This is a genomic window from Proteus appendicitidis (assembly GCF_030271835.1).
GTDB lineage: Bacteria > Pseudomonadota > Gammaproteobacteria > Enterobacterales > Enterobacteriaceae > Proteus > Proteus appendicitidis.
In genome coordinates this window covers 1,717,719-1,729,657 of sequence record NZ_CP127389.1, presented here as the reverse complement: position 1 = coordinate 1,729,657, position 11,939 = coordinate 1,717,719, and the positions used below count along the sequence as shown (strand labels likewise).

18 protein-coding genes and 1 pseudogene are annotated in these 11,939 nt (G+C 34.5%); 10 read left to right on the top strand and 9 right to left on the bottom strand.

The genetic code is table 11. The features are described 5' to 3' along the window. Nucleotides 1-7: 7 nt before the first annotated feature. The 4 genes from QQS39_RS08070 to QQS39_RS08055 all read right to left on the bottom strand — a co-directional run bounded on the left by QQS39_RS08070 (nt 8) and on the right by QQS39_RS08055 (nt 1,215). On the bottom strand, nt 8-187 hold the full coding sequence (locus tag QQS39_RS08070; protein ID WP_099660103.1) for a DUF4222 domain-containing protein: 180 nt from the start codon (nt 185-187) through the stop codon (nt 8-10). Further along, complete coding sequence (locus QQS39_RS08065; RefSeq protein WP_164526113.1) at nt 177-386, bottom strand: hypothetical protein; 210 nt, start codon at nt 384-386, stop codon at nt 177-179. Before QQS39_RS08065 ends, QQS39_RS08070 begins: the two co-directional genes overlap by 11 nt. A gap of 85 nt (nt 387-471) precedes the next feature. Then, nucleotides 472-930, bottom strand: coding sequence for a YmfL family putative regulatory protein (locus tag QQS39_RS08060; protein WP_196571122.1), 459 nt, complete (start codon nt 928-930; stop codon nt 472-474). Nucleotides 931-981: 51 nt separating this feature from the next. Next, on the bottom strand, nt 982-1,215 hold the full coding sequence (locus QQS39_RS08055; RefSeq protein ID WP_006533952.1) for a transcriptional regulator: 234 nt from the start codon (nt 1,213-1,215) through the stop codon (nt 982-984). A gap of 74 nt (nt 1,216-1,289) precedes the next feature. Here QQS39_RS08055 and QQS39_RS08050 point away from each other — a divergent pair, with 74 nt between their 5' ends. From QQS39_RS08050 to QQS39_RS08025, 6 genes are all read left to right on the top strand, one after another. Further along, nucleotides 1,290-1,997, top strand: coding sequence for a LexA family transcriptional regulator (locus tag QQS39_RS08050; RefSeq protein ID WP_285805702.1), 708 nt, complete (start codon nt 1,290-1,292; stop codon nt 1,995-1,997). A 124-nt stretch (nt 1,998-2,121) separates the two neighbouring features. After that, nucleotides 2,122-2,325: a hypothetical protein gene (locus QQS39_RS08045; RefSeq protein ID WP_161770162.1), complete on the top strand. Its 204-nt coding sequence runs from the start codon at nt 2,122-2,124 to the stop codon at nt 2,323-2,325. 388 nt (nt 2,326-2,713) lie between these two features. Beyond that, nucleotides 2,714-3,088, top strand: coding sequence for a YfdP family phage-associated protein (locus QQS39_RS08040; RefSeq protein ID WP_006533955.1), 375 nt, complete (start codon nt 2,714-2,716; stop codon nt 3,086-3,088). A gap of 65 nt (nt 3,089-3,153) precedes the next feature. Further along, on the top strand, nt 3,154-3,981 hold the full coding sequence (locus QQS39_RS08035) for a YfdQ family protein (RefSeq protein WP_285805701.1): 828 nt from the start codon (nt 3,154-3,156) through the stop codon (nt 3,979-3,981). A gap of 160 nt (nt 3,982-4,141) precedes the next feature. Beyond that, nucleotides 4,142-4,654 carry a hypothetical protein gene (locus tag QQS39_RS08030; RefSeq protein WP_285805700.1) on the top strand — a complete coding sequence of 171 codons (513 nt, stop codon included), beginning with the start codon at nt 4,142-4,144 and terminating at the stop codon, nt 4,652-4,654. Between the two features lie 65 nt (nt 4,655-4,719). After that, nucleotides 4,720-5,001: a MerR family transcriptional regulator gene (locus tag QQS39_RS08025; RefSeq protein WP_285805699.1), complete on the top strand. Its 282-nt coding sequence runs from the start codon at nt 4,720-4,722 to the stop codon at nt 4,999-5,001. Here the strand turns inward: QQS39_RS08025 and QQS39_RS08020 are convergent. The 3 genes and pseudogenes from QQS39_RS08020 to QQS39_RS08010 all read right to left on the bottom strand — a co-directional run bounded on the left by QQS39_RS08020 (nt 4,970) and on the right by QQS39_RS08010 (nt 7,403). Next, the gene (locus QQS39_RS08020) at nt 4,970-6,181 is read right to left on the bottom strand and encodes a tyrosine-type recombinase/integrase (RefSeq protein WP_285805698.1); all 1,212 of its coding nucleotides are present in this window, start codon (nt 6,179-6,181) and stop codon (nt 4,970-4,972) included. The genes QQS39_RS08025 and QQS39_RS08020 overlap by 32 nt on opposite strands. A 211-nt stretch (nt 6,182-6,392) precedes the next feature. Beyond that, nucleotides 6,393-6,713 (bottom strand): annotated as a pseudogene (gene slyA, locus QQS39_RS08015) (transcriptional regulator SlyA); the annotation flags it as partial. Between the two features lie 450 nt (nt 6,714-7,163). Then, on the bottom strand, nt 7,164-7,403 hold the full coding sequence (locus QQS39_RS08010) for a DUF1289 domain-containing protein (protein WP_151434980.1): 240 nt from the start codon (nt 7,401-7,403) through the stop codon (nt 7,164-7,166). A 185-nt stretch (nt 7,404-7,588) separates the two neighbouring features. On the opposite strand from QQS39_RS08010, the gene gloA reads away from it, so the two are divergent. Next, nucleotides 7,589-7,996: a lactoylglutathione lyase gene (gene gloA / locus QQS39_RS08005; RefSeq protein ID WP_036937247.1), complete on the top strand. Its 408-nt coding sequence runs from the start codon at nt 7,589-7,591 to the stop codon at nt 7,994-7,996. A gap of 95 nt (nt 7,997-8,091) precedes the next feature. Then, nucleotides 8,092-8,730: a ribonuclease T gene (gene rnt, locus QQS39_RS08000; protein WP_069369299.1), complete on the top strand. Its 639-nt coding sequence runs from the start codon at nt 8,092-8,094 to the stop codon at nt 8,728-8,730. A gap of 141 nt (nt 8,731-8,871) precedes the next feature. Here rnt and QQS39_RS07995 read toward each other — a convergent pair whose 3' ends face one another. Then, entirely contained in the window at nt 8,872-9,213 is a 342-nt protein-coding gene (locus QQS39_RS07995; RefSeq protein ID WP_151434979.1) for a Grx4 family monothiol glutaredoxin, read from the bottom strand. 677 nt (nt 9,214-9,890) lie between these two features. Between QQS39_RS07995 and QQS39_RS07990 the strand changes: the two genes are divergently transcribed. Together QQS39_RS07990 and sodB are read left to right on the top strand one after the other, a co-directional pair. Then, the gene (locus QQS39_RS07990) at nt 9,891-10,706 is read left to right on the top strand and encodes a sulfite exporter TauE/SafE family protein (RefSeq protein ID WP_151434978.1); all 816 of its coding nucleotides are present in this window, start codon (nt 9,891-9,893) and stop codon (nt 10,704-10,706) included. 283 nt (nt 10,707-10,989) lie between these two features. Further along, entirely contained in the window at nt 10,990-11,568 is a 579-nt protein-coding gene (gene sodB, locus QQS39_RS07985; RefSeq protein WP_072062546.1) for a superoxide dismutase [Fe], read from the top strand. 137 nt (nt 11,569-11,705) lie between these two features. Here sodB and cydH read toward each other — a convergent pair whose 3' ends face one another. Next, nucleotides 11,706-11,789 (bottom strand): cytochrome bd-I oxidase subunit CydH, encoded by an 84-nt coding sequence (cydH, locus tag QQS39_RS18720; protein WP_103004765.1) that lies wholly within the window; start codon nt 11,787-11,789, stop codon nt 11,706-11,708. Between the last annotated feature and the right edge of the window lie 150 nt (nt 11,790-11,939).

Sequence of the window (11,939 nt, the reverse complement as noted above, 5' to 3'; positions counted from 1 at the left end):
CAACGCCTCACTTAACTCTGGTGTATTTCTCTTTAAATCGTTGCAAGGGTTCACATTGCGGATCATCACAACCATCGAGCATAAAAATGACACGCTGTTTTTCTCTGTCATAACGAACAACATGAACAACGATACCCCTGTGATTTTTGTAGTAGCGATCAAGTTGATTTGGGTTCTCATTGTTCATTGCCCCGCTCTCCACTTGAAAAATAAAAATCAGCCCATGCCTTTTTAAGCGACTGTCTATCTACCAAACCTGTTTTTTGTTGGTAGTTGTTTGGTTGTTCGTCAGACGCTATGATTTCTACATAGCGAAATGACTGACTACCCGAGACAGGTAAACAACGGAATTGCTTTTTAGGTATTAAATGCGCTAATCTACTCATGCTAATTTCTCTTCACACAATTGAAATTTGCAAACCGAAGCCAGAGGCCGTACACCTTTGGCTTCACCCTTTCTAAAGCCCATCATTATTTTTTCTTCCGATGTAATGAGATAAATGCATTAACAAATGCACGACCGCTTGCTATTACGCGATCTAGCATTACGTTAAGTTGTTTTTCTTCTTCACTATCAACAACGCCATCTTCTAAGCTTTTTTCTAAAAAAATTGCCAATTCACCTTGTTTTGAACCGACTTTGTTGTGTAGACGAAATAACTCAGGTTCATCTATCTCGTCAGGCTTAATACGCTCCACCAGCAACATTCCAGACTCACGAGCAATGAATTCAGCAAACAGAACAGTTTTAGAAATATCTTGCATGGCTAACAGTTCGTTTAAATCAAATGAACGACAGCCGTTTTTTTCATACAACTTGTTGTTGAATGAAGTTAACGACATACCCAAAGCACCCGCCATTGCTTCACGCCCGCCTTGTACTTCGTCGCACATTTCTTTCACTACCTGTTTTATTGATTGGTTACTCATTTCCTACCACCATTGATAAATTCTTGTAGTTAACTGCTTTAAACGGTTTTGCTATTGTTTTGGCAGACCATCGGTTTTATTTGGATAGAGATCTGGGCGCAATTGATGAGGTGATACAACCCAACCACCTAACTCACATAATTGGATCACTCGCTCTGCTGGTACTTTGTTATTTTTAATCCAGTTAAAAACTGACTGAGGGGAATTAAAGCCAAACATTCGAGATACCGCAGATGGCACTCCAATTGTTCTAATTGCTTTTTCTGTATAATTTTCTTGGTGCATAAATGCCTCTCCTTAAGTAATACATTAATACTACTTAAAGTAGACAAATAAAACAACTTAAAATAGAAATGACAATGACAGGATTGGTGGATAGAATTCTACTTATGGTAGAAAATAACAAATATGATAGTTTCGCTAAACGACTAACACAGCGAATGGAAGAGGTTAATGTAGATATTCGGCAACTGTCCGAACGAGTTGGCGTGTCTTATGAAATGGCACGTCGATATACATTAGGCACAGCCAAACCTAGAGATGATAAGATGGAATTAGTTGCTAAAACCGTTTTTTCAACCCCCGCATATCTTGATTATGGTGTCGGTATACAAGCTGAATTTAATAAAGACACAGCAATAGTTAGGCAAATTGAAGCCTTTGCATCAGCAGGAAATGGTTATGTTAATAATCCATTCCCAGAAGTGGTTAGATCAATAGAAATACCTCAAGAGCGTGTTTATGAGCTGTTTGGCCGCAGGAATCTAGATGGCGTGATGATCATCAATGTTGATGGCGATAGTATGACTCCAACACTGAACCCTAAAGATTTACTTTTTATAGATACAAAAATAAATCAGTTCAATGGTGATGGTATTTATATCTTTAACTTTGAAGATTCTACCTTTATCAAACGATTGCAACGCGTTAAAGGCAGAAAGTTAGCTGTAATATCAGATAATGATTTTTACCCTCCATTTTTTATTGATGATCATGAAATACATGAAGTTTATTTTCATGGAAAGCTTATAAGAAGCCTACCAATGTCATTTAAACAATTCGCATAAATATTAAAACCAACTAAAAGTTGGTTTTTTTACGCCCTTAATTTCTACTTTTAGTTGTTGACAATGTCTACTTTTAGTTGCATTCTATTTCTAAAGCGAAATAAACTGTGTGAAGAGAGCAGCTATGACAACTGAGCCAGTAATTATACCGCCAGCAAATTTCACTGATGAAGATATCGTTGCTTGGATGAAAGATAAATTATCTTCTGTTGATCATCTGCTTGAGCTTTATGCTAAACGTGGGGAGCTGGTGGCTGACTTATCAAAACTGGATGATGAAATAGACGAGTACAGAATCAAAAGTGCTATTCAGACCCAAAGTAAATGATTTTTATGTGTGAAGAGAACGAGTGAAGAGAAACAATGGCTGGCTGAGTCTTAAACCATTAACGGGGGTGTGGTGATAATGTTCTGCTCAGTCAGCCATTTTTATAGAGTTAGTTTTAGGATTGGTGGTTAGCGTTCTCATGCGAGATGCAACGCTGGTAATGTGATAAGACCTGATAAATCGACTGAGCTACAATTAGGGTAGCCAATACAAAAAACAGAGCGTTCAGGAAATAAGCGAGTATAGCGGCTCGGTGTTAACCACCAATCACTAAAACTAACTCAATAAGCAAGGGTACTGGCATTATTTGTGAAATGTCTTATCAGGATTATGTCAACTCGCTAGTGCCCTTTCTTATTGTGTGAAGTGATAACGTGAGGTTATAGAAATGAGCCAAGAAGATCGTAAGACAAATGTTCCCGACTTTCTTTCCGAATTGGACGCTGGCGTTTTTGAAAATAAAGTCTCTGCTGTTTTAAATGACGTGGCTTTAGGCGTTTTAAATAATGGTGGAAAAGGCAAAGTCACTATTGAATTAGATATTGCTCGCCTTAGTAATTCAATGGAAGAAAAACGAGTTGAAATAACTCATAAACTTAAATTCTCTGCACCAACACCACGCGGAAAACGGGCTGAAGAAGACACCACCAAAACACCAATGTACGTGGGTAAAGGTGGTAAGTTGACAATTATGCAAGAAGACCAAGGTCAATTATTTTCTTTGCAGGGTCAGCCCGACGGGAAATTAAAATCCGTTAATTAGTTTCCTTATTTTTAATTAAACCTATCCATTTAATTTAATGCTTTTAAATAAGTAGGAGTTTATTCATGTCTCAATTAGACGGTAATGCTATTTCGCAAATTAAAAATATGGCAGTGGCTTCATTAACTCTCGAAGCAATAGAGAAATCTCTTTGCCCCGCCATTGTTCTTCCAAATGACTTTAAAGTAAGTAGTTTAGAAAACTTACAAGAAGGTCGCTTCCGTTTTCGTGGTGAAATGAAAACAACCAGCATCAGTGATTTTATTAAATACTCAATCAAAAATGCAATTGATGAAGGTGTTAGCTGCTTTATTGATGCCGATGAAATGAGCGCCAAAACTATTTTCAATATTGGCACAATTGGTGAGCCTGGTCATGCTGATAATACGGCTCTTGTGAAATTAAAACAAACTGCCCCATTCGCAGCACTATTAAAAATTGATGGTGTTAAACATCGTCAAAAAGAATTAGCGGAATGGTTAGAAGACTGGCGTGATTATTTAATGGCGTTCGATGCAGAAGGTAATGTTTTAGATATCAAACAAGCTATTTCTGCTGTTCGCCGTATTACGATTGAATCAACACGCTCTGCCGAACATGAAGATCACGATTTTAGTGCCAAACGTTCAGTATTAGAAAATGTTGAAGCAAGGAGCAAAGATGTTATGCCTACTGCATTCCAGTTTACATGCACTCCGTATGACGAGTTAAAAGAACGTAGCATTAAATTGCGTTATAGCGTGCTTACTGGCGGTGATGTTCCTACTTTAGTGCTCCGTATTGTTCAACTTGAAAACCTTGAAGAACAAATTGCTCAAGAGTTTCGCAATCTGCTTTGTGATGAATTCGATGAAAGTGAAATCGAAACATTCATTGGCAAATTTTCAGCTTAATTATTAATTAATCGCCATCTTATTGGTGGCGATCCGCTAATATTAAAATAAAACATGTGTATGAGTTGTTGAATTTAAAAAGAAGAGCAATATTATTAACATTTGATAATATACACTATCCAACCATCTATAATAGCTAACATTTATTCTGGGATCACATATGATTAACAAAACATTTATATTATTCAATAAATTCATAGATACTATGCTTGCTTTATTTATATCAACTTTCATTATATACGCTATGTATTCTGATAAAGTGGATATAATAAACCTATCAATATTTCTCGCATCTATGTTGATATATTATATTTCAATATGGCGTACTAACTACGTATCTCAAGTGATTTTAAGGGCATTAACTCTAGCAATAATAGTCATATCTGGGGTGTTAATTTATAAAGGAACTAATAATATAGTAAGTGATTTTTTTAAAATTTATTATTTTGAGATCACTATGTTTTTCTCATTTCTATTTTTTGTTAATACATTTTTTTACTATATAAATCAAAATAAAATAAAAAAACGGGAAGTACAAAGAAAGAAAAAACTGAGGGAAGAAAGAGAAAAAAGAGAGAAAAAAGAGAGGGGAAAAATATATAATAGAATAGATAGTTCATTAAATGAACTATCACAAGAAGTAATATTAATAAAAAATATTATAACTAAATAATCAATTGCTCACCGCATTAACTAATATCTATTAAAACTGTGTACGGACAGTGTGGAGAGAAAAATATGTTTTATGGACAAAATAGTATTGTTCCTATAAAGATCAATTATTCAGTGAGTTACCAAGAGAAACCGCTAAACAAAGAACCAGCTAAAAAAACTAATCCTACTTTTATCGGAACAAAGGAACTCGCTAAAAGGATCGGAATAAAACCACACACATTACGTGTATGGGTTAGTGATGGGAAGCAAGCTAAGGAAGGCTTCCCAAAGCCTAGCCACCGATTGAAAGAACTACAGTTCAGAATGAAAGATATTATTGACTGGGAGAATGGTAAACGATTTTAGTCACTTTATCCCACCACTTCTCATAAGCTTCACGTTGTTCTTCTAGGTAGGTGTGCTTATCGTACACCTGCCATATTCCCGGTAATTTATGTCCTAACATTATTTCAGCAATATGTGGCTGTGTTAATTCAGACATCCCTGTTCTCATTGTTTTACGTAAGTCATGCATAGACCAAGTGGTATACTTTGTGAAATAACGTGACATTTTTTTATTAGTCAGCTGAACTATTGAGTTATGTCCTGATTCAACAATCCTATTACCTGACGCAACAGAAAATAAATAACTATCTGATGGGCTGATCTCGAACGCCTCTCTTATTAGCTTTTCGGCTTGAGGTATTATTGGTCTGATTATAGGTTTTCCAGACATAAAACCCGTTTTATGTTTACTTGCAGGAATAACCCAGATCTTTTTATTAAAATCAAAATCTATTATTTCAGCACTGAGTAACTCGCCTATTCTAGAACCAAATAATAATGAAAGTTTAATGAGAATTTCATTTCTCTTATTATAGCTAGGGTTTTCTATAACCTTAAATAACACTATTAACTCTTCACTAGTTAAAATATGCTCTTTAGAAGCCGTTTTAGTTTCAATATCTTTCCCGCTCATACTCTGCAAAGGCTCGACTTTAATGAGTCCTCTTCTTATTCCCCATTTATGGGCTGCTTTGGAATAACGTAATATTCTTTGTGCTATTGAAGGTGTCTCATTAACTAGATCTTCAATTACTGATAACCATATCTGAATGTTAGTTTCATCATGAGGCAAATGCCCTATTTTAGGAAATAAATGAAGCTCAAATGAACGTATAATTAGATCTGCACTTACCTGTTTTTCTTTTAAAGATTTTTCGTACCATAATCTAATCAAAGATTCTATAGTGTGAGCATCAATGGCATTTTGCTTTTTTATCCTCTTTACAACTTTTGGGTTTCTATATTGCTCTAACTCCCCTTTATAGAATAATGCTAAATCCCTTGCTTCTTTTAAGCTTGTGGCCGGATAAGTGCCAATATCCATTCTTTCTGCATTACCATTCCATCGATATCTGTACTGGAAAACCACTTTACCCTTTGGGCTAATGCGTACAGATAGCCCATCTCTATCCGCTTTTGTAACCACTTTTTCTTGAGGTTTACCAGTTACAGTTCTCAAATATGAATCCGTAATAGACATTGCAATATCTTCCTCTTTACCAATCCCTTTACTACGAAATTATGTACACTAAAATGTACATAATTTTAGTGACACTGTAATTGCATTATATGATAACTTATGAATAAAATAGATATAAAAATGAATTAAATTATATAATGCATTGATTCTATAAGGTATTTAATAACATGAATGAATATCCATGATGACATGTAAATATATAAACTTATTCTATAACAGTATAAACCTCATTAATAAAAGGCTCAGATTCTTTTGTTAATTTTATACGTTTTGCTCTACGATCATTTGCACATGTATGCCGACAAATCAGTTTTTTTTCTTCCAGTTGATCTAAGGTTCTCACTAAAGATGGCTGCTCTATTCCTATTGCTTTTGCCAATTGGATTTGTGACTGCTCTGGAGGTAATTGGCTGATATTGTACAAAGTAACCCAGTGGGTTTGGGTTAATTTTAATGGCTTGAGACGATGATCAATTAAAGCACGCCATAATCGAACTAAACGCGCTAAATCAGCTCCTAATGTTGATTCCACTTATCTCTCCTTAATTAGCATTTTCAGTCAACTTATTACAAAGTTTAGATATTCATTTTTAATACAATTATTACCTATTCTTTTTAATTAAAACATTACCTTTAATAACTAATATAGTTATAACCCCATTTATTAGATAAGTAATTATTTTCCAGATATAATTAAAGCTTTTCTTTCTAGCAACGAAAGTTCATAAAGAATAACCTTGTTATAAAAACTAATCTATATTTTTTTACATAATAATTATTATTATTTTAAACTCAACACAAAAATCAAGAAAAACACTCTTCTTATCAATTAATTGCAAATAAAACAGAGCGAGAATACTTTAAAGTTACAATTTTATATTAATAAAGAAAAAATAATAAACCACACAACTACAATAAATAACAATAATGAATTAAGAATATAGTTAATTATTATTTTAACATTAAAAAATAAGTGGAAAATTTAAAATAAATTGAGTTGTTCATTCTCTTTTTCAATTGAGGAACCCAATTTTTTTAATGTTCTTAAATAACGTTGCTGACAAAGTCGTAATATATTTCTTTTCTCTTGTTGATTCATTGTTGACCAATTAAATCGCTCTTGGCGGCTACGATAGCACCCAACACAATATCCTTGCGCATTCATTTCACAGCGCCCAATACAAGGGCTAGGAATATCAAAAAATTCTAATTGTTCTTGCATTTGATTTTCCCTCCCTATTGTTTGTTACAATAGAGTATAGTTAATAGAGATATTATCTGCACAACATGATTTATTGAACTGTTAAAGGCGTAGTAAAATTGAACTTTAGGGCTTTAACGCGTTATAGTACTCCGCCATCAGTTTAACTGTAGGGTTTAATCATTAAAAAAACACAAGAGGTTTATATGCGAGTACTTCATACCATGATCCGTGTGGGCGATTTACAACGTTCCATCGACTTTTATACCAAGGTTTTAGGTATGCAACTTCTACGCACTAGCGAGAATGAGGAATATAAATACTCGTTAGCTTTTGTTGGTTATGGTGATGAAAGCACCGGTGCGGTTATCGAATTAACCTATAACTGGGGTGTAAACAGCTACGAAATGGGAACCGCTTTTGGGCATGTGGCATTAGGTGTTGATGATGTTGCCGCAACCTGTGAAGCCATTCGCCAAGCTGGCGGTAATGTTACCCGTGATGCGGGTCCAGTAAAAGGTGGCTCCACAATTATTGCTTTTGTTGAAGATCCTGATGGATATAAAATCGAGCTAATTGAAAACAAAAGTGCCAGTCACGCTCTAGGTAACTAATTTTTATTAAAACCAGAAAGATAACATGTGTATCTTTCTGGCCTTACTGATTATCAATTTCCGATATTCTATTTTTATCGGATAAGTACAACTTAATGCCTGATATAAATAATCCCAATAAGCTTTGTAACCGTTTTCGGGGTTACTACCCTGTTGTCATTGATGTTGAAACAGGTGGATTTAATGCGAAAACAGACGGTTTACTTGAAATCGCCGCTATTACACTAAAAATGGATGAGCAAGGTTGGCTAAAACCTGATAACACATTACATTTTCATGTTGATCCCTTTGAAGGGGCTAATTTAGAGCCGGCAGCCTTAGAATTTACAGGTATTGATCCAACTAATCCTTTACGTGGCGCAGTCAGTGAATATGAAGCCTTACATGCTATTTTTAAAATGGTACGTAAAGGGATGAAGGATGCAGATTGTAATCGAGCTATTATTGTCGCTCATAATGCAAATTTTGATCACAGCTTTGTAATGGCTGCTGCTGAACGTGCTGGGTTAAAACGTAATCCTTTTCACCCTTTTGCCACCTTTGATACAGCAGCTTTAAGTGGATTGGTATTAGGACAGACTATTTTGGCTAAAGCCTGCATCACTGCTGGCATTCCCTTTGATAGTAAATTAGCGCATGGTGCGTTATACGATACTAATCGTACATCATTACTTTTTTGTGAATTAGTTAATCGTTGGAAAAAGCTTGGTGGATGGCCATTGCCTACACCTTGAAGCCATGATTTCGCTGATACATTTATGAATCGCAGAAAAAGTATGAATAACAGAAAAAAGCCAGTTCAAAAATTGAACTGGCTTTTTTATTGTAAATCTCATTATTTTTATGCGTTTCAATACTGAAACAATAAAAATGAATTACTGTGCTTCTTCTTCACCACGATATTTATCAGCAGTCTCTTTTAATAACTTCTGTAATTCACCGCGCTGATACATTTCTAAAATAATGTCACATCCACCGACTAATTCACCACCTACCCATAATTGTGGGAAGGTTGGCCAGTGTGCATATTTTGGTAGTTCTGCACGAATATCTGGGTTTTGCAAGATATCAACATACGCAAAACGCTCACCACAAGCAGAGATAGCTTGAACTGCCTGAGCAGAAAAACCACAACTTGGTAATTTTGGTGAACCTTTCATGTATAAAATAATTGGGTTTTCATTGATCTGGCGTTCAATTTTTTCAATAGTCGTCATTTGTAAGTCCTTACAGCCTTTTATATTCGATATGCTTTATAGGGGAAAACATGGAAGAAGAATACCACTTTATATTAGAAACCTCTATATAAGTTTAATTCTCGATATAAAACAATAAGCTGGTGTTAAACCATAAGATTATTGATGAGAAAACACACAAGAAAGTATAAAAATAAATCAATACGTTACAGATGTTTATGAGTACATTTTATCTTATTATTTCGCCTCTTATCACCAACACAATCCGTTTTCTAAAAGGATCAAGCAACCCAGTGCAGCAGTAATATCGCTTATTTCACCTTTTATTTTTGCAGTTTGTCCTTTCTTAATTTTAAGAACATTTTCTTCTTCACTAGGTTTTAAAGTATATGAAGCACTGGCTTTATTATTAAATGAAATAGCAACAAATTTCTTAAATTAAAATGAACGTTGTTATTTTTAGCATGCGATTTAAAAATATAAATTATTATAAAATATTTAATATGTTTCTTTATTTGAATTCTATTTAGCTTTATATCCTTTTAAATTAAAAAAGTAAAAAGAAAAGGAAGAGTAACTTTTATATCAAAATCAATATATTAAATTTCATAACCTTTACATTAAGATAAAACGCTACTTTTTTAAAAGAATATAATGTATATAAATGAGTTTGTTATAAATCCTAATGAGTACTAACTATGGACATGATTTTGCTGTTTCTTTTAGTGGGCTGTATTACTGGTTTTTTTGCTGGGCTACTTGGCATCGGAGGCGGTGCAATCATTGTTCCGGTGGTTATGTATGTTGTGAGTCAACAAGCTATTCCAACAGATATGGTGATGAAAATTGCCTTATCTACTTCATTTTCTGTCATTATATTTTCCACAGCATCTTCAGCGTATTCTCATAACAAACATAAAGCCATTTTATGGCAACAATTTCCTTTATTATCCATCGGTACTCTCATTGGTATGCTTGTTGGGACATTTCTGGTACAAAAAATGTCAAATACGATATTGCAAATCGTGTTCTGTATTTTCATGGTATATACCATCTATGGATTATTAACTAAAAAGAAAGAAGCTGAACGTATAGAAAACGTGAAAGATCCTATCGTTTCAAAACCAGCGTTAACCAGTGGTGGCGCATTAATTGGCTTTATATCCAGCTTTATCGGTATTGCTGGTGGTACTATCACCATTCCTCTTTTAAGTCATTGGGGATTTAATACTCGCAAATGCATTGCAACCTCATCAATGATTGGTGTCATCATCGCTTCCGTAGGCACAATTATGGGTATTATCTATGGTTGGAATCAAACAAATATTGATGACTATTACTTCGGTTTTATCTATTTGCCTGCCTTTATTGGCATAAGCATTACCAGCATTCTCTTCGCCCCTGTCGGCGTAAAAGTTGCTTATCGCCTGCCTATTCCAAGAGTTCGCCAAATATTTGCACTATTCTTATTCTTAGTGGTCGTGAAAATGATGTATACACTAATAATGGAGTAAGCAGAAAATATACAATTAGAAGATACCGACTCTGATCACAGTCAATATTTTACTGCTTTACGAGTAACTCTGAGGGATATACTCTTATGAGTATAATTAATCTATATGGCTTATATCTATAGATAAAAGATATTTAGCTGTTATTTCAACAGATTTTTGTTAAAATAATTAGCAAAATAGTAACAACTTAGTGATTCATTTGCCTCATTCTATCAATTCAAATGATTTTGATGGAATGATTTTAGGCACAAAACCCGAAATAGATAGTTTAAAGGAGTACGCAATGTCTTTCGAATTACCAAAATTACCTTATGCGTTAGATGCTCTTGAGCCACACATCTCTAAAGAAACTTTAGAATATCACTACGGCAAACACCACCAAACCTATGTAACCAATTTAAATAATCTGGTTAAAGGTACTGATTTAGAAAGCAAATCCTTAGAAGAAATCATCAAATCTACTGATGGTGGTATCTTTAATAATGCTGCTCAAGTATGGAACCACACTTTCTACTGGAACTGCTTAGCACCAAACGCAGGCGGCGCACCAACAGGTAAAATTGCTGATGCTATCAACAAAGCATTTGGCTCTTTTGAAGAGTTCAAAAAGCAATTTAATGATGCGGCAGCTAAAAACTTCGGTTCAGGTTGGACTTGGTTAGTTAAAAAAGCCGACGGTTCAGTTGCAATTGTTAATACGTCTAATGCTGCAACGCCAGTTTCAGGCGCAGACAAACCACTGTTAACAGTAGACGTATGGGAACATGCATACTACATCGACTACCGTAATGCGCGCGTTAAATATTTAGAAGAGTTCTGGGCATTAGTTAACTGGTCATTTGTTGAAGCTAACCTTGCTTAATAGAGCGTGATAATCAAAGGTGAGTGATTGAGATTCATTTTTGGTGACAAAATAACAAAGGGCCTTCAGCCCTTTGTTATATTCAGATATTCGATAATCTATTATTTAAATTGATCGGATATTTTATAAAGCGGTGATTAGAACAACATAGTCGAAAATAAAACGATCATAACAAGCGCTGCTACTGCTGTACTCAAACCAAATTTCAGATCCGTATCCATCTATTTCTCCCTCAAAATGATTATAATACACATTTTTAACCATAACATTGTCATGGTTAATTATTATTACATATCAATATTTGCTAAAATAGCGACCAGTGCACAATTTATAACATTGATTAATACTTTCACTTTTGAGCTAGATCATAC